The organism is Actinomycetospora sp. 2LY8.5 (assembly GCF_057180585.1).
This window is the reverse complement of record NZ_JBXUHE010000003.1, coordinates 47,990-65,231: the sequence shown is the minus strand read 5'-3', so window position 1 is coordinate 65,231 and position 17,242 is coordinate 47,990. Positions and strand designations below refer to the sequence as shown.

At 68.6% G+C, this 17,242-nt stretch carries 17 protein-coding genes; 13 read left to right on the top strand and 4 right to left on the bottom strand.

Translation table 11 applies throughout. From position 1 onward, the window contains the following. Positions 1 to 8: 8 nt before the first annotated feature. The 5 genes from AC2A1K_RS04665 to AC2A1K_RS04645 are packed head-to-tail and all read left to right on the top strand — an operon-like array spanning position 9 to position 4,021. The gene (locus AC2A1K_RS04665) at positions 9 to 1,115 is read left to right on the top strand and encodes an amidohydrolase family protein (protein WP_483895161.1); all 1,107 of its coding nucleotides are present in this window, start codon (positions 9 to 11) and stop codon (positions 1,113 to 1,115) included. Between the two features lie 36 nt (positions 1,116 to 1,151). Continuing rightward, positions 1,152 to 2,174 (top strand): amidohydrolase family protein, encoded by a 1,023-nt coding sequence (locus tag AC2A1K_RS04660; protein ID WP_483895160.1) that lies wholly within the window; start codon positions 1,152 to 1,154, stop codon positions 2,172 to 2,174. Next, positions 2,171 to 2,578, top strand: coding sequence for a Rieske (2Fe-2S) protein (locus AC2A1K_RS04655; protein WP_483895159.1), 408 nt, complete (start codon positions 2,171 to 2,173; stop codon positions 2,576 to 2,578). Before AC2A1K_RS04660 ends, AC2A1K_RS04655 begins: the two co-directional genes overlap by 4 nt. Next, complete coding sequence (locus AC2A1K_RS04650; protein ID WP_483895158.1) at positions 2,575 to 2,817, top strand: ferredoxin; 243 nt, start codon at positions 2,575 to 2,577, stop codon at positions 2,815 to 2,817. The genes AC2A1K_RS04655 and AC2A1K_RS04650 overlap by 4 nt, the downstream gene beginning before the upstream one ends. Before the next feature lie 28 nt (positions 2,818 to 2,845). Continuing rightward, on the top strand, positions 2,846 to 4,021 hold the full coding sequence (locus AC2A1K_RS04645; RefSeq protein ID WP_483895157.1) for an acyl-CoA dehydrogenase family protein: 1,176 nt from the start codon (positions 2,846 to 2,848) through the stop codon (positions 4,019 to 4,021). A gap of 78 nt (positions 4,022 to 4,099) precedes the next feature. Here AC2A1K_RS04645 and AC2A1K_RS04640 read toward each other — a convergent pair whose 3' ends face one another. The 4 genes from AC2A1K_RS04640 to AC2A1K_RS04625 all read right to left on the bottom strand — a co-directional run bounded on the left by AC2A1K_RS04640 (position 4,100) and on the right by AC2A1K_RS04625 (position 8,800). Beyond that, on the bottom strand, positions 4,100 to 5,374 hold the full coding sequence (locus AC2A1K_RS04640) for an acetyl-CoA hydrolase/transferase C-terminal domain-containing protein (RefSeq protein ID WP_483895156.1): 1,275 nt from the start codon (positions 5,372 to 5,374) through the stop codon (positions 4,100 to 4,102). A 79-nt stretch (positions 5,375 to 5,453) separates the two neighbouring features. Beyond that, positions 5,454 to 6,938, bottom strand: a complete 1,485-nt coding sequence (locus tag AC2A1K_RS04635) for an aldehyde dehydrogenase family protein (RefSeq protein ID WP_483895155.1) — start codon at positions 6,936 to 6,938, stop codon at positions 5,454 to 5,456. A 42-nt stretch (positions 6,939 to 6,980) separates the two neighbouring features. Beyond that, positions 6,981 to 7,793 carry a mycofactocin-coupled SDR family oxidoreductase gene (locus AC2A1K_RS04630; RefSeq protein WP_483895154.1) on the bottom strand — a complete coding sequence of 271 codons (813 nt, stop codon included), beginning with the start codon at positions 7,791 to 7,793 and terminating at the stop codon, positions 6,981 to 6,983. A 227-nt stretch (positions 7,794 to 8,020) separates the two neighbouring features. Beyond that, positions 8,021 to 8,800: an enoyl-CoA hydratase/isomerase family protein gene (locus AC2A1K_RS04625; protein ID WP_483895153.1), complete on the bottom strand. Its 780-nt coding sequence runs from the start codon at positions 8,798 to 8,800 to the stop codon at positions 8,021 to 8,023. A 172-nt stretch (positions 8,801 to 8,972) separates the two neighbouring features. Here AC2A1K_RS04625 and AC2A1K_RS04620 point away from each other — a divergent pair, with 172 nt between their 5' ends. From AC2A1K_RS04620 to AC2A1K_RS04585, 8 genes are all read left to right on the top strand, one after another. Further along, entirely contained in the window at positions 8,973 to 9,818 is an 846-nt protein-coding gene (locus tag AC2A1K_RS04620; protein ID WP_483895152.1) for an alpha/beta fold hydrolase, read from the top strand. 2 nt (positions 9,819 to 9,820) lie between these two features. After that, positions 9,821 to 10,747 carry an HpcH/HpaI aldolase/citrate lyase family protein gene (locus AC2A1K_RS04615; protein ID WP_483895151.1) on the top strand — a complete coding sequence of 309 codons (927 nt, stop codon included), beginning with the start codon at positions 9,821 to 9,823 and terminating at the stop codon, positions 10,745 to 10,747. 32 nt (positions 10,748 to 10,779) lie between these two features. Next, complete coding sequence (locus AC2A1K_RS04610; RefSeq protein ID WP_483895150.1) at positions 10,780 to 12,114, top strand: MmgE/PrpD family protein; 1,335 nt, start codon at positions 10,780 to 10,782, stop codon at positions 12,112 to 12,114. A 69-nt stretch (positions 12,115 to 12,183) separates the two neighbouring features. Then, the gene (locus AC2A1K_RS04605) at positions 12,184 to 13,416 is read left to right on the top strand and encodes an NAD(P)/FAD-dependent oxidoreductase (RefSeq protein ID WP_483895149.1); all 1,233 of its coding nucleotides are present in this window, start codon (positions 12,184 to 12,186) and stop codon (positions 13,414 to 13,416) included. Further along, positions 13,416 to 14,171: an SDR family NAD(P)-dependent oxidoreductase gene (locus AC2A1K_RS04600; RefSeq protein ID WP_483895148.1), complete on the top strand. Its 756-nt coding sequence runs from the start codon at positions 13,416 to 13,418 to the stop codon at positions 14,169 to 14,171. The genes AC2A1K_RS04605 and AC2A1K_RS04600 overlap by 1 nt, the downstream gene beginning before the upstream one ends. 83 nt (positions 14,172 to 14,254) lie before the next feature. After that, on the top strand, positions 14,255 to 15,460 hold the full coding sequence (locus tag AC2A1K_RS04595; RefSeq protein ID WP_483895147.1) for a cytochrome P450: 1,206 nt from the start codon (positions 14,255 to 14,257) through the stop codon (positions 15,458 to 15,460). A gap of 206 nt (positions 15,461 to 15,666) precedes the next feature. After that, a complete protein-coding gene (locus AC2A1K_RS04590; RefSeq protein WP_483895146.1) occupies positions 15,667 to 16,950 on the top strand; it encodes an MFS transporter in 1,284 nt (427 codons plus the stop codon). A gap of 59 nt (positions 16,951 to 17,009) precedes the next feature. Next, entirely contained in the window at positions 17,010 to 17,219 is a 210-nt protein-coding gene (locus AC2A1K_RS04585) for a ferredoxin (protein WP_483895145.1), read from the top strand. Positions 17,220 to 17,242: the final 23 nt, after the last annotated feature.

Sequence of the window (17,242 nt, the reverse complement as noted above, 5' to 3'; positions counted from 1 at the left end):
GAGCCACCATGACCACCATCGCCACGACCGACCGGTTGCCGATCGTCGACTGCGACGTCCATCCGCTCGTCAAGGACGTGACGTCGCTGTATCCGTACCTCTCCTCGACGTGGCGTCGCCGCTTCGACGAGCGCGGCGCACGGATGTACGCCCGGGCACGTGACCGGTACAACCACCCGAATCGCACCTATCGCCTCGACGCCGTCTCGGACAACGGTGGTCCCGCGGGCTCCGACCGCGATCACACCCTCGAGACCCACATCCACCCCTTCGGGATCGCCGCTGCCCTGCTGCTTCCCCAGGAGCCCTACGGCACCACGGTGTGGAGTGATCCCGAGGCCGCGGCGGTGTTCTGCCGCGCGACGAACGACTACTTCCTGCAGGACTGGGTCGACTACGACTCCCGTTTCGCGCTCGCCGTCACCGTCTCGTCGCAGGACCCTGTCGCCGCGGCAGCGGAGATCCGACGGCACGCGGCCACGCCTGGGGTCGTGGCGATCCAGCTGTTGCTCAACGAGCAGATGCTGGGCTCGCGGTGGTTCGACCCGATCTACGAGGCCGCGTGCGAGACGGGGCTGCCGATCGCGTATCACCAGAGCGGGAACGAGGGCTGTTACGTCTCGTCCCAGGGGCCGGCCGGTGGGGTTCCGCGGTCCTACGGCGAGCGGCACGTCGTGCTCACCCAGGTCGGCGCCGCGAACGTCGTGGACATGGTCACGCAGGGCACCTTGGAACGGTTCCCGCAGCTCAAGCTGGTCATGGTTGAGTGGGGCTTCAGCTGGCTCGCCAGCCTTCTCGCCCGGATGGACCATCTCTGGGCCCTCGACCCCGAGGCCAGCCCGGCTGTGCGACGTCGTCCGAGCGAGTACGTCGCCGAGCACGTCACGTTCACCACCCAGCCTCTCGACGAGCCGGATACGCCCGCCGAGGTCCGGTCGCTCTTCGACGTGCCGAACATCGACCGGATGCTGCTGTTCAGCTCGGACTACCCCCACTACGACACAGACGATCCGGATTTCGTGATCCGCCGCATTCCGGCGGAAATGCGATCCCGGGTCTGCTACGAGAATGCCGTCGACGTCTTCGGAAGTTCCGTTCTCCGCTCCCTCAAGTAACTCTCCCCCGCGGCGGCGGCGAGGAAGGATCTCGACATGGTGTTCGACGTCGACTCACACATCACGGTACGTCGCTACGAGGATCTGTTCGACCACATGTCGTTGTCGTGGCGCAAACACTTCGAGCGGGACGAATGGCTCGGCGCGGTGACACTGGGCGCGAACCACGTGCGGGTGTCCGACCGGAGCCGCCACGACCCGGTCGCCCCGGTCGAGCCCGTTCCCACCGATGGCTCGTCGCGGCTCCTCCTTCCCCACCAGGCACTGACCGTCAACGGCTGGTCCGACCACGTCGCGGTCAAGGCCTTCCTCCACGCCCTCAACGGATGGGCCGAGCAGACTGCGGCCGCGGCGACCGATCGTCCTGTCGTGGTCGTCTCTCCCCAGGACCCGGTCTGGTCGGCCGAGGAGGTGCGCACCCGGGTCGCCGAAGGGGACCCGGGTGCGGTGGCTCTTCCCCTCGCCGGGCCGATGCTCGGGGCCCCGACCTGGGACCCCGTGTACGAAGCCTGCGTGGAGACCGGGCTCCCCCTGGTCGTCCACTTCTCGGGGGTCGAGGGCCACTACCTCGGGGCGCCTCCGCTGTCAGGTGGTGTGCACACCTCCGCCCTCTCTCGGATGACTCTCATGCCGCACCTGGCCGAGTCGAACATCGCCAGCCTCACCTTCGAGGGGGCCCTGGTGCGTCACCCGGAGCTCCGGCTGCTGTTCACCGGCTTCGGCTTCACGTGGCTGCCCTCGGTGCTGTGGCGTCTGGACCGCGAATGGCGCACCTTCCGCCACGACGTGCCGTGGGTGGCGGAGCCCCCGAGCCGACGCGTGCTGAACAACATGTGGTTCAGCACCTGGCCGGTGGCGGAGGCTGCCGATACGGCCGTCTGGGAGCGCAGCTTCACGACCGAGCTGCTCGGTCGGGTCGTGTTCGGGTCACACCAGCCGCACGGTGGCGACACCGTCGAGGACGTCGAGCGTGTCCTCGGCCTCGGCTGGCCGGCGCGCCTGGACGAGAACGCCGGCGCGGCCCTCTCCGTACCGGTGGTGGCCGGAGCGAGCTCGTGACGGCCGGAGCGCAGGCCGATCCGGCCACCTGGCACCTGGTCGGTGCGACCGAGGACTTCCCGCTCAACCAGATCCGCCTCGTGAGCGTCGAGGGCCGCGATGTCGGGATCGTGCGGACCTCCGCCGGCATCTACGCGATCGGGAACCGCTGTCCGCACCAAGGAGGTCCGCTCTGTCGGGGACGGATCACCGGCACGATGGTGTCGTCCGGGCCCGACGAGTACGTCTACGACCACGACGGACTCGTGGTGCAGTGCCCGTGGCACGCCTATGAGTTCAGGCTCGACACCGGCCGCAGCGTCGGCGACGCCGTGCGCGGACGGGTTCCCGTGTACACGGTCGACATCCGTGACGGCCGAGTGTTCTGCAGCCTCGTCCGCACTCATATCGGAGGCGGGACATGAAGGTGCGTATCGATCAACCCGCGTGCACCGGAGCCGGGTACTGCCAGGACGTCGCCGAGACCGTCTTCGTCCTGACGGAGACGGGCCTGGCGACCGTGCGCGACGCGAACGGGGAGCCGGTGCCCGACGGAGGGGCCGATCAGGGGGTCCAGGTCGCCGCCGAGCACGAAGGGGCCGTGCAGGACGCCGTGGCCATGTGCCCGGGCGCGTGCATCCACACCCACGAGGCTTCGGACTAGTCCGCCCCGCTACCTGAAGAGGACGAGAATGCAACTCACCGGAGAGCAGCGGGACCTCGTCAAGGTCATCCGGGACTTCGTCGATCGCGACGTCCTGCCGGATGCGTCGAGGTTCGATCACGCCGACGAGTTCCCGCAGGAGATGGTCGACACCCTTCACGAGCTAGGTCTCTTCGGGATCACCATTCCCGAGGAGTACGGCGGTCTGGGCCTCGACCTGGTCACCTACGCACTGGTGATCAAGGAGCTGTCGCGGGGCTGGATCTCTCTGGCCGGGGTGGTCAACACCCACTTCATGGCCGCGTGGATGATCGAGCGATTCGGCACGGCTGAGCAGCGGGAGCACTACCTCCCGCGCATGGCCACCGGGGATCTCCGCGCCGCCTACTCGATGACCGAGCCGCACGCCGGATCGGATGTGCAGTCGATCCGGACACGGGCGACGGAGGTCGAGGACGGGTTCCGGATCGATGGACAGAAGATGTGGGCGACGAACGGCCTCCGCGCGAGCATGATCATGCTGCTGGCCGTCACCGACCCGGCCGCCGAACCGAGGCACCGCGGCATGTCCGCCTTCATCGTGGAGAAGGACCCCGCGGTCGCCGACCAGCCGGGGCTGACCGTTCCACCGCAGCTCAAGAAGCTCGGCTACAAGGGTGTCGAGTCCACTGAGCTGGTCTTCGACGGGTTCTCGGTACCGCGGTCCGCAGTACTCGGGGGCGAGGACGGCTTGGGGCGGGGTTTCAAGCAGTTCATGGCGGCCGTGGAGCTGGGTCGGGTGAACGTGGGCGCGCGCGCCGTCGGGCTGGCCACCGCGGCGTTCGACGCGGCCGTGCGCTACGCCCAGCAGCGAGAGACCTTCGGAAAGCCCATCAGCGAGCACCAAGCGATCCAACTCAAGATCGCCCAGATGGGCACGAGGATTCGCGCCGCCGAGCTGATGGTCATGAGCGCCGCGGAGCGGAAGGCCAGCGGCCAACGCGCGGACCTCGACGCCGGGATGGCGAAGCTGTTCGCCACGGAGACCGCACAGGAGTGCGTGCTCGAAGCGATGCGCATCCACGGCGGATACGGCTACTCCCAGGAGTTCGTCGTCGAACGGCTCTACCGCGACGCTCCCCTGCTCATCCTGGGCGAGGGCACGAACGAGGTTCAGCAGTTGCTGATCGCTCGTCGGCTGCTCGAGCAGAACCGAGTCGGCTGACGGGCCGGTACCGGCGCCGCCATCGTCCCCCAACGCGTCGAGGCCCTCCCCCGCCCGTACCGGGAGGGCTTCGGCGCCTCAGGTCGGTCGCTCATGCGTCGCTCGTCGCAGCTCCTCGCGGTCGTCGGGATGTGCCACGCCGATGATCGCCTCCGCCCGTTCCCTTGCGGTACGGCCACGCAGGTCAGCAGTTCCGTGCTCGGTCACCACGAGGTCGATCTCGGTGCCCGGCGAGGTGGGGACGTGCGGGGCCGGGAGCGCCGGCACGATGCGAGGTCGTCCGCGCCGTGATCGCGCGGGCAGGGCGAGCACGGCGGCACCGCCCGGGCTCGCGTGTGCACCGCGGACGAAATCCGCCTGACCCCCGCCGGAGGCCACGCGTACACCGTCGACGAACTCCGCGTTCGCCTGACCGGCCAGGTCGATCTCGAACGCCGAGTTGACGGCCCACAGGTTCTCGAGGGCCAGCAACGATGCGGGAGCGTGTGTCTCGTTCACCGCGCGCAACGACAGCCGGGCATACGCCTCGTTCCCGTCGTCGAGGACGCCCGTGGCCACGTGGACGCCGGGGTCGCGGGTCTTGCGGCGACCGTTGACCGCGCCGGCCACGATCAGTTCGCGAAGGAGTGGCGTGAGAATGCCCGAGTGCAGGCCGAGATCAGCCTTGTCCCGGAGGAACGGCGCCACCGCCTCCGGGACGGCACCGAGCCCCACCTGGAGCGTTGCTCCGTCGGGGATCAGCTGGGCCACCGTCCGACCGACCGCGGCCTGCTCCGGTGTCGGGGTTCGGCGCGGACGGGGAGGGGGTGGACGGCCGGTGACGATGGTCTCCGCCCGGTCGAACGGCACGGCCGGGCCGGTCGCGCGCGACACACCCGCAACGACCTCGAGGCCTACGCGGCACCCCGTACCGAGTGCCGTCGGCGTGTATCCGATCATGTCGCCGAGCAGGCCGGACTTTGCGAGCACCGCCTGACTGGTCACTCGGGCCACCAGGACGTCGACAGGCAGCCGACCCGAGCCGATGAGGCGGTCGACGTCCCACAACGACTGCGGGACGTAGTCGACGAACGGACCGAGGCGTCGAGGCACTCCGCCGGCGATCGAGACCAGTCGCAGCCGTCCCTCGCGGAGATCCAGCTCGCCGCGCTCGTCGAGGAAGCCGAGCCGGCCGTCCAGGTCGGCGAACAGGATGGTCAGCCCGACATCGGTGTGCCGAGCCCGTTCGATCAGAGCGGCGAGCAGGTCGTCGGGCTGCTGAGGCGACATCGCCGAGAGCACGACGGCCCCCGAGTGGCCCGCGAGCAGACGCGCGGCCGCCGCTTCGTGGTCGGGCACGGGTGTCGTGGTCATCCTCGACGTGGTCCTCCGGTCCGAGCGCCGTCCGGACGCTCCGGACGAGGCGCTCCGAGCGTCCGGACGGGGGCCTGGTCTAGCTCTGGAGGAAGCTGGCGCCGCCGGCGACGAGGATCTGCTTGATGTCGGTGAACTCGAGAATCCCCTCCGCCCCGCACTCGCGACCCCACCCCGAGGCCCGGACGCCGCCGAATGGCTGGGTCAACGACATGCCGGCCGTGTTGACCGCGACGGTGCCGGACCGGATTCGGCGAGCGATGTCGAGCGCGGTGTCGTTGGACCCCGAGTAGACCGACGCGGCGAGCCCGAAGGCGGTGTCGTTGGCGATCCGCACGGCGTCCTCGACGCCGTCGTACGCGATCACGGTGGTGACCGGCGCAAAGATCTCCTCCTGGGCCACCGCCATGTCGTTGGTGACGTCGGCGAGCAGGGTCGGCTCGTAGTACCATCCGCGGTCAAGGTGAGGGGGCCTCCGACCCCCGACGACCACTCTTGCTCCCTGGGCCAACGCCCCCTCGACAGCGGCCTCGGCGCGGATGCGCGCCCGCTCCACCGCCAGTGGGCCTCTCTGCACGGAGCGGTCGAGCGGGTCCCCGATCCGGAGCCCGGTATAGTACGAGGCGAGGCGGTCGACGACCTCGTCGTAGCGGCTCCGCGGCGCGAGGATTCGCGACAGGCTCACGCAGATCTGCCCGAGGAACGAGCTGGCGCCCTCGGCCAGGGACTCCATGACCGAGTCCATGTCGACGTCCTCACCGATGATCGCCGGTGACTTCCCCCCGAGCTCGAGGACCGTTCGGGCCAGCCGGTCGGCGGTGCGCTTGACGATGTCGACCCCGATGGCGGTGCCGCCGGTCACGGTGACGAGGTCGATGCCACGGTGACCGACGAGATGACGGGTCGCATCAGTGCCCGCGGCCAGGAAGCTCAGCACACCTTCGGGGAGGTCGGCCTCGTGTGCCGCCTCGGCGAGCAGTCGCGACGTCAGCTGCGACTCGGGCGCGTGCTTGACGACGACGGGGCATCCGGCCAGGAGAGCCGGAATGACCTTCATCCCCATGAGGACGACAGGCCCGTTGTAGGTGAGGATCGCCAGGACCGGGCCCGTCGGCTCCCGACGCACCAGGGCGTCGCCGCGGCTCTCCTCCCAAGCGAGGTCGGGTGCGATGTCGATCGCGTGTCGCCACACAGCGGTCGCGGCGCCCCCGTTCATCATCTCGCAGTGCGAGAGCGGAGCACCGGACTCGACCGCCCAGGCCAGGTCGAGATCGCTCATCCGCTTCTCGAAGGCCTCGCAGAGCCGCGTCACGGCTCGCGCCCGCTCGCCGGGGCTCATCCGGGGCCACGGCCCCGCGTCGAAGGCTCGTCGAGCGGCGCTCACGGCCCGGTCGGCATCCGCCGGCGAGGGGTCCGCGACCTCGGCGATGACCTGTTCGGTCACGGGCGAGACGACGGGCACGGTCGACTCGGTCGCGGCGGACACCCACTGGCCGCCGATCGAGAACTCGCCGGGATGCAGGGGCACGGCGACCGTGCTCGGGTCAGGGGCGGACAGAGTCATGACATCTCCTCGTCGAGGTCGGGCTCGTGACAGGGGCCGGGCTCACCGGTTGCAGTTGCCGGCGTCGACCTTGAGCTGGAGGCCGGTGACGTACCGCGACTCGTCCGACGCCAGGAAGAGCACGGCGTTGCTGATGTCGCGCGCTTCGAGCAGCTCCACGGGGAGGGCATTGACGAACATCGGCCCCAGCGCCGGATCGCGTTCGATCAGGAAGTTCATGTCGCCCATCCCCGCGGTCACGAACTTGGTGTTCACGCCCGTCGGGTGCACCGTGTTCGCCCGGATGGAGTGCTTGGCGAGCTCGTTCGCCATCATGTTGACGATGCCGACGACGCCGTGCTTCGCCGCGACGTAGGGCCCGAGGAACGGGGTGCCCTTGAGCCCCGCCGTCGAGCTCGTGGCGATGATCGAGCCACCGCTGGCGTTGATCAGGTGCGGAGCTCCGGCGACCATCGTGTTCCAGACGCCGGTGAGGTTGATGTCGATGACCTCCTGCCACGCCTCGGCAGAGGTCTCGTCCCAGTTCTGCCAGGTACAGACGCCCGCGTTGGCGACGACGACATCGAGTCGACCGAGCCGGCCGACTCCGTCGTCGATCGCGGCCTTGAGGCCCGAAGCGTCGCGAACGTCGATCTTGGCCGTGACGATCCGACGGTCGAGGGACTCGACCTCCTTGACCGTCTGCTCAAGATCGTCGTCGGTCGCCATCTCGTACTTGATGGCCGAGAAGTCACGACACGCGTCGATCGCGATGATGTCGGCACCCTCTTCGGCCAAGCGGATCGCGTGACTGCGCCCCTGCCCTCGAGCCGCCCCGGTGACCACCGCAACCTTGCCCTCGACACGTCCGCTCATCGGCGCTCCACTCCTCGTGGTGTTCGGGGATCACGAAGACGGCGCCCGCCAGCTGCCGCCCCAGCCTGTGGACCGAGGAGCAGTCAGGATCTCGTGATCCATCTCATTTATGCGTATCGTTCGAGGGGATGCTGGCACCGCGGCTTCGGATGTGTCAACGGCCACGCGTTCGACACGAGACGGCGGTGGGGCAGGGAGTCGCTCCCCGGGGAAGTGCCCCCGCATCCTCAATCCCGGCCGGATGGGGTGTCGGCTGCTGAGTACCGGGACGGCCTCAGGCCGCCGAGCGACCAGTGACCCGAGCCCTGGATGCCGAGGCCGTAACCGACCTGCTCCCGCACTCCTCGGCGGAACCCCATCGAGATCGCGGCCTTGGTGTACCGGAGGATCGGCAAGGTCCGCTCCGCGAGGCCGTGAGCGAGCTCCGCCGCGCGCGCCTGGAGCTCCTGCGGTGCGAGGACCTCGTTGACCACCCCGAGGCTCAGCGCCTCCCGGGCGCCGATGACCTGCCCGGTCAGGAGGAAGTACTTGGCACGGGTGGGGCCGAGGAGCTCGCCCCAGATGATGTTGACGCCGTCGCCGGGCACCGTGTCGCGGACGGCGAAGTGGGCACGGTCGGCGAACTCGGCGTGCTCAGCCGCCAGCACGATGTCGCCCATCACCGGAATCTCGGAGTGGATCAGAGCTGGACCGTTCACCGCGCTGATCACCGGCACGTCGATGGCGTCGAGGTTCGCCAGCATGCGACGGCCCTCCCACCAGATCTCGTCCCAGGCCATCTCGGCGAAGCCCGAGACGTCGATCTCGCTGCAGAAGCTGTCGCCCGTGCCTGTCAGGACGACCACCCGGGTCGCCCTGTCGGTGGCCACCCAGTGGAAGACCTCCGTCAGGTCACGGTGCGGCCGAGCACCCCAGACGAGGGGACCCCCGTCGGTGTGGAGCTTGAGCCACGTGACTCCGTGATCGTGCGCCACGTCCACCGTGCTCCAGCTCGGGTGTGACTCCATCAAGACCTCCTCGTCCTCGCGCGACCGCCACGACGACGGGGCCGCCCGAGGGGGTCCCGCCGGGCGACGGCGGACGCTGATCCCGAGCCCGCGTCCGCCGGCCCGAGGGTGGCGTCGGTGACGAGCTCATGTCTATGGTGCGCATGAATCGTATAGATAGCGGAGGACGACCATGTCGCGGCAGTGGTTCGAGGACGGCTGGCTGGAGCTCGCAGGGCTTCGCATCCACTACACGGAGTGGGGCTCTCCCGCGGCGCCGCCGGTGATCCTCCTGCACGGACTCAACGTCCAGTGCCACACCTGGGATCCGATCGCGGCCGAACTCGCGGACAGCTACCACGTGATCGCCATGGACTTGCGCGGTCACGGGGACAGCGACTGGTCCGCGTCAGGGTATCGAGTCCGCTCGATGGCCGGCGACGTGCACGGACTGATCGCTGCCCTCGGTCTGGGGCCGGTCCATCTCGTCGGGCACTCAGCGGGCGTGCGCGTGGCCATCGCCGTGGCCGGCGAGCGCCCGGAGACCGTCGCCAGCCTCTCCCTCTCCGACGCCGGGCCGGCCAACAGCGCCTCGGGTGCCGTGGCGATGCGCGATTTCATCCGTGCGACCACCAACCTCCGTGGCTTCCGCGACGAGGACGAGGCACGCGAGTTCTACCTCGGGTTCCACCCCGAGTGGCGCGCGGACTTCATCGATCTCCACGTGCGCTACCAGCTCCGACGGAACTGGGCCGGCAAACTCGTCCCGAAGGCCGATCCGGACGTCCAATGGATCACCGGCTCCGTGAGTCTCCCCGACGTCGAGTACCTCTGGCAGATGTCCGAGCGGCTCACGATGCCCACGCAGCTCCTGGTCGGGCGGCGCAGCAACGTGCTCGACGAGGAGGTGGTCGACAAGATGCTCGCGGTCATGCCGAACGCGGCCGTGCGCTGGTTCGAGACCGGCCACTACGTCCCCCGGGAACAGCCCGAGGAGTTCATCGCAGTCCTCTCCGAATTCCTCAAGCTGCAGGCGTGACGATGACCCGGACAGTTCCGGCGTCGACGACGGACGCCCGCCGCCGCTTCGCCCGCATGAGGAGCCTCCTCGAGGTTCCGATCCTCAATCCGAAATTCTGGGCCAAGATACCCGACAGCTCCGCCGACGCGATCATGCTCGACCTCGAGGACTCCGCAACGCCGAGCACGAAGCCCGAAGCGCGGACCCGCATCGTCGAGGCTCTCCGCGAGCCGAGCTATTTCGGTGACCGGCACGTGATCGTGCGCGTCAACAACCTGGCCACAGAGTGGGGACGTCCGGACCTCGAGGCCCTCGGCGCCGCCGACGGGGACTTCCTCGTCTGTTACCCGAAGGTGCAGGACGCCGAGGAACTCGCCGAGGTCAGGGGCATCCTGGCGTCGGCCGGGCGCTCGCGGGAGCTGCACGTCATGATCGAGACTGCGGGTGCGGTCCTGGACCTCCGGCGGATCGCAGCCGTCCCGGACGTCGTGGGGCTGCACTTCGGTTACGTCGACTTCGCCGCCGACGTCGGCGCCCGCCCGTTCACCGATGAGGGCGACGGACTCTACCCACCGACCACGGACTACGTCCGTACCAAGATCGCGCTGGCGGCCGCCGCCAACGGACTCTTCGCCACCGGGGGGACCCTGATCCCCGACTACAAGGACCACGAGAAGATCGCTCGGTTCGTGCGCTCCTGGGCCGACTCCGGCTTCACGGCCTGCATTGCGGTCTCCCCGGCTCATCTCCCGCTCATCAACGACGCGTTCACCCCGACCGACGAGGAGGTGGCGCGCGCCGAGGTCGTGTGCCGTGCTTATGACGACGCCATCGCGCGAGGTGAACCAGCGGCCGTGGTCGAGGGAAAGGTCGTGACGCTGCCCGATTACCGGGTCTCCCGCCTGGTGCTCGCTCGGGCCGGCACGGCACCGGAGGAGCTGTGGTGACCGCGACCTCCGATCGCCCGCGGTCGTGTCGCATGACAGGCGAGCTCGCGGCGCGTCTGCACGAGATCGCGGCCGGCGCCGTTCCCGATCAGGTGCTCGAGTACGCCAAGCTGCGGCTGCTGCACGCGATCCGGAACTCGATCAGCGCTCGGCGCGCGCCGAGTGTCGAGGTCGCCAGCCGCGTCTTCTCGCCGACGAACGACGGGTGCCTGGTCCTCGGGCGTGCTGAGCGACTCACCGGTCCCGACGCCGCGTTCGTCAACGGTGTGGCCGGGCACAGCAGCCTGCAGGAGGACTGCGGGCCGGGAGGACTGCATGGCGGCAGCCATCCCGGGACGTACGTCATCCCCGCGGCCCTGGCTGCGGCGGAGATGACCGCCGCGAGCGGGCTGTCTCTCCTGCTCGGAATCATCGCCGGTTATGAGGCGGTCGGCCGTATCGGCGCGGCCGCACCTACCGAGATCGTCCGCCGCCGTTTCCGGCCGATCGGCGTCATGGGTCCGATCGGGGCTGCGGTCGCGTCGACAGCCGTCTGGCGAGGAGATCTCCAGGCCGTCGAGGCCGCCGTCGCGCTCGGCTCCAACATGGCCGCGGGATCCACCCAGGGCATCCTCGAGGGCACCATGGAGCCCTATATCCACGCCGGTGTGTCGGCCCGCAACGGACTGCTCGCGGCGCGACTCGCCCTCGCGGGCGCCACCACCGCCACCGGTGCACTCGATGGCGAGTTCGGCTTCTTCGCCACCTACGCGGGGTCCGACGGGGACCCTGGCGCGATCGCCCAGGCCCACCAGCTCACCGTCGTGGGCGTAGGCACCAAGCGCTTCGCCGCGTGCCTGCAGAACCAGGAGACCTTGGCGCTCATCGTCGACTCCGCGCCGAAGAACGTCGACCCCGCTGCGGTCCGTCGACTCATCGTCCGCCGCCCCAGCTCCGGGACGAACGGACTCAACAGCCCCGGAGTCTCCGCGGGCCCGCCTTACCCCAACATGCTCACCGCTCAGATGTCGGCTCGTTTCACCGCTGCGGCGGCGTTGTTGGGCCGAGCCGTCGACGACCCCGACTACTTCCGCAGCTCGTTCGCCGACGACGAAGTCGTCGACCTCGCCGAACGGGTCGAGCTGGCGCCCACCGACGGCTCCGTATCCGTGGTCGTCGAGTGGCAGGACGGGACACAGTCGATCCTCGACGAGGACGTCTCCGGCGTCCTGCACGCCGAGACCGACCTGGTCCGGGAGCGCTTCCTCGAGCACGTCGGCCTGTACCTCGGGCCGGCGCGGGCCGCCCAGGTCATCGCGCTGGTCGATCGACTCGAGGATGTGGAGCACGTCGGCGAGCTGATCGCCCTGCTGCGCCCCGATGCCTAGGCCGAACGGCGCTGCCCAGGGCGGCGACAGATCGTCATGCCGCGTCGCAGAGAGCACCGAGGAGAGACCGTGCAGGCAACGGAGCAGGCCGCAACGATCCGGGAGATCCTCGTGGTCGGCGCTTCGCAAGCCGGACTGGCGTCGGCTCGGGAGCTCCGACGCCTGGGCCATGACGGCCCCATCCGTGTCCTCGATGCTGAGCACGACGGGCCGTACCGTCGCCCGGAGGTCTCCAAGGGTCTGCTCAACGGCACGTACGACGGTGAGACGGTCGCGGTCCGATGGCCCGATGATCTCGAGCTCGATCGCGCCTCCGGCATCGCCGCGGAGCGGTTGGACGCCGCGCGCCGCGTCGTCCACGCGCGCGACGGCCGTGGCGGTCGAGAGCTCCACTTCGACGGGCTGGTGATCGCCAGCGGGGCCAGAGCGCGGCCCGTGCCGTTGCTCGAGCGTCCGCGAGGTGTGCACACGCTCCGGACCATGAGCGACGCCTCCGCCCTGCGTCACGAGCTCGACGACTCCGACGCCATCGTCATCATCGGGGCAGGTTTCATCGGCTTGGAGGTCGCTGCAGTAGCACTCGCACTCGGCAAGAACGTCGTCGTGGTCGAGGTCGAGAAGCGACCCTTGGAGCGGGTGTTCGGACCGCTGTTCGCCGACCACGTCGCCGGCCTGCATCGAGGGCGGGGCGTCGACCTGCGATGCGGGGTGGGGATGGAGCATCTCGACCTCGGCGCCGACGGCGCAGTCGAGGCCGTCGTCCTCTCCGACGGGACACGACTGCCGACCTCGCTCGTCCTCTTCGCCACGGGATCCTCACCGGCCACGGAGTGGCTGGAGGGCTCGGGAGTCGTCCTGGACCCCGGAGTGCGGTGCGACGCCACCTGTGCGGTCGACGGCGTCTCCTTCGCCGTCGCAGCCGGCGACGTCGCCTCGTGGTGGAACCCGCTCTACGGGCGACGGATGCGGATCGAGCACTGGACCAACGCCATCGAACAGGGCACGTACGCCGCTCGTCGCCTTCTGGGTGTGCACGACCCGGGCGGGTTCTCCAGCGCTCCCTACTTCTGGTCAGACCAGTTCGGCATGCGCATCCAGAGCATCGGATCCACGAGCGGCTACGACGATCTCGTCGTCCTGGAGTCGGACGGAGACACACTCATGGTCGGGTACGGCGTGCGAGGACGACTCGTGGCCGTGGCCGGGATCAACGCCGGGACGCGGGTGAACCGCTTCAGGAAGCAGGTGCTCGACGGCGTCGAGCTCGACGCAGTACGGCCCGTGCCGGCGGAGCAGACCTGATGGCGGACGAACTGCACGGTCGGGTGGCCCTCCTGACGGGCGCAGCGGGTGGGTTGGGGGCATCGATCGCCCGACAACTCTGCAGCGCCGGCGCCCAGGTGGCACTGGTCGACCTGCCGGGTAACGCGCTCACATCGCTGGCCTCCGAGCTCGACGCGTCAGCCGCGGCGTTCCCGGCCGATCTGGAGGATCAGACTGTCGTGCAGGGCCTTCCAGCGAGGGTCGCTGCCCACTTCGGCGGTCTCGACATCCTCGTGAACAACGCCGGCGTCCGATCGGTTCACCCTCTCGTCGAGCATCCGTTGGAGGACTGGCAGCGCACCCTCGCGATCAACCTCACGGCGCCGTACCTGCTCATCCAGGCCTCCGCCGAGCTTCTCCGCCGCAGCGCACACGGCACGATCGTCAACACCACGTCGACGGCCAGCGACCTCGCCTTCGGCGACCGCGTGGCCTACAACGTCTCGAAGGCCGGCCTGGCGATGCTCACCAAATCAGCAGCCCTCGAGCTCGGCCCGACAGGGGTGCGCTGCAACGCCGTGGCTCCCGGAATCATCGAGACCCCGCTGAACAGCCACTACTTCTCCGCCCCGGAGTTCAGCGACCTGATCGTGGCGAACACCCCCGTGCGCGGTTGGGGCGTTCCCGACGACATCGCCGGACCGGTGGTCTTCCTCTGCAGCGACGCGGCCCGCTTCATCAACGGCGCGACCCTTCTCGTCGATGGCGGGTGGACGACGGGCAAGGGCTACTGAAGATGACCCTGTTCTTGATCTATGCGATCAGTTAGCATCAATCGAAGCGATTCGGCCCACGCCGACGACGGACGGAGGCTTCAATGACGAGCGACGCGACGGAGCAGCCATCGTGGCCTTTCCCTCGCACCTGCCCTTTGTCGCCTCCGCCGGCGTTCGCCGAGCTGCGTGCGAACAAACCGATCACCGAGGTGACGCTCTGGAATGGTGCCAGCGCCTGGCTGGCCACTCGGTACGGCGACATCCGCCAGCTGCTCGGCGACGCGCGACTTTCCTCCGACACGTCCAGGGAGGGCTTTCCCCAGTCGAGCGCCACGGTGGTCGCGCAGCGCAGTGGCCAGAAATCCCTCCCGAGGCTGGATCCTCCTCGTCACGACGAGCACCGCTCCATGCTCGCGGCCGACTTCATGATCAAACAGGTCCGGAAGCTCCGTCCCTACCTCGATGATCTCCTCGACCGGGTGTTCAACGAGATCGAGGCGGTCGATGGGCCCGTCGACCTGGTGACCGCGCTGGCCCAACCCATCCCGGCCAACGTGATCACGGAACTCCTCGACCTACCCCGTGACCACAGTGAGTTCTTCCTGGATCGCGTCAACACATGGATGAGCCTCGACAGCACCCCGGAAGTCGCGGCCAAAGCGGGTGCGGATGCGCTCGACTACTTCGACCGTCTCATCGAGGAGCGCCAGCACAACCTCGGCACCGACCTGGTCAGTCGCCTGATTCGTGAGCAGATGCAGACCGGTGGACTCTCTCGGCCCGAGCTGCAGCACATGCTCCACCTGCTCCTCGTCGGCGGCTTCGACACCACCGCGAACATGATCTCCCTCGGCACGCTGCTGCTCCTGGACAACCCGGAGCAGCTCGCCGAGCTCAAGGCCGATCCCGACCTGGCGCCGAAGGTCGTCGAGGAGCTGCTGCGATACCTCAGCGTCGCCCACCACGTCGCCTTTCGACTGTCGACCGATGACATCGAGATCGGTGGAAAGTGCATCCATGCCGGCGACGGTGTGATCGCACCCATCCAGGCGGCCAATCACGACCCAGAGATCTTCCCCGAGCCGGAGCAGTTCGACATCCACCGCGACGCGCGGGGACACCTTGCCTTCGGCTACGGGGTCCATCAGTGCCTCGGCCAGCCGCTGGCACGGGTCGAGCTCCAAGCGGTGTTCGCTCGCTTGTTCACCCGATTCCCCGACCTGCGCCTCGCGGTGGACCGCGAGGAACTCAGGTTCAAGAATGCACTGATCTATGGGGTCGAGGAGATGCCGGTCCTTCTGTCCTGACTCGTTGCGCAATCCCCTTCCGTGACCGACGCCGGGAGGATCGGTGGCCACCAATCGCATCGGGACACTCGACAACAGGTGCGCCGGCGCTGCCACCACGCTCTGACTCGAGACACCACAACGTCATCCCTGGAGGCAGCACGATGACGAGTACGGTCCCTGGCACGACCTCTCGGACACCGCTCCGGAAGCTCATGGTTGCCTGCGTGTTCGGACCTACGCTGGAGTGGTACGACTTCTTCATCTACAGCACGGCTGCAGCTCTGGTCTTCAACACGCTCTTCTTCCCGAGCCAGACTCCGTTGATCGGGACACTCCTGGCGTTCAGCACCTTCGCAGTGGGTATTCTCGCTCGGCCCCTTGGTGCCGTTGTCTTCGGCCACCTCGGCGACAGGTACGGCAGGAAGCGGGCGTTGGTGCCTGCGATGCTGCTGATGGGCGTAGGAACGACAGTGATCGGCCTGCTGCCCACGGCCGGCAGTATCGGTGCCGTGGCACCGGTCCTGCTCGTCACGCTGCGCATCCTGCAGGGGGTGGCGATCGGAGGTATGTGGGCTGGTGCCAACCTCGTCGCCACCGAGAACGCTCCGAAGGGACGGATGGGTCTCTACGGGAGCCTCGGCGCTCTGGGCACCCCACTCGGCCTCCTCCTGGCCAATGGGGTCTTCCTCGTCGTCACAGTGGGTACGACAGAGCAGGAGTTCCTGTCGTGGGGCTGGAGAGTTCCCTTCTTGCTGAGCATCGTCCTGGCGGGAGTGGCCTTCTACGTCAAGTTCCGGATGAGCGAACCGGTCGCCGTTCAGCAGGTGCAGGAAAAGGGCGGTGCGCCGACGTCGCCCGTCTCGACCGTGTTCCGTCGCAACACGGCGACGGTGGCACTGCTCGCGGGGACGGCAACCGTCCTCGGCTCCGGGTTCTACTTCTACTCCGCGTACATGCTTTCCTACGGCTCGACGGTCCTGGGCGTCTCGAAGGCCACGATCACTGGCGCTACAGCGCTCGCCGCCGCTGTGATGATCCCAGCGCTTGTTCTCTTCGCTGCGCTGTCGGATCGGTACGGACATCGGCAGACGTTCATCGCCGGCGTCGTTCTCACCGGAGCGTGGGTCTTTCCCGCCTTCCTTCTCGTCAACACCGCGGAGCCGGCACTGATCGCCTTCGCGCTGTGCGTCGGCCTGATTCTCTTCTCCGCCAGCTTCGGGCCGCAGGCCGCGTTCTTCACCGACCTGTTCAGCGCTGAGCTTCGCTACAGCGGTGCAGGTATCGGCGTGCAGGTGGGTGTGGTGCTGGGCGGAGCTCTGACCCCGATGATCGCGACGTGGCTGTACGCCCAATTCGAGTCGTTCAGCGTCGTCGCGCTCTACCTCATCCTCACGGCCGCGGTCTCGACGGTGTGCGCGGTGGCGCTGAAGCGCTACTCGCTCAGCAACGGGAACGCCCCCGACGAGATCGCCACGGTCGCGGCCGACGGCCGCACGACATCGGCTTGACGATCTACGGTCCTCAGTAGAGACGAGCAAACGTCCGCGGAACAGTCGGAGGAGAACTGATGAGCACCAGCCGCATCGGGGCGCACCACGAGCGGTGCATCGGCGCGGGCAATTGCGTCGAGGTCGCCGAGAAATACTTCGACCAGGACAGCGCCAGCGGAACCGTCGTCGTCCTCCGTGACCAGCCCGAGCCGGGCGACGAGGCGATCGTCGAGCAGGCCATCGACATCTGCCCGGTCGCGGCCCTCTACGGCGCACAGGCGTGGTGACCGAGGTCGAGCCGGGCGGGCAC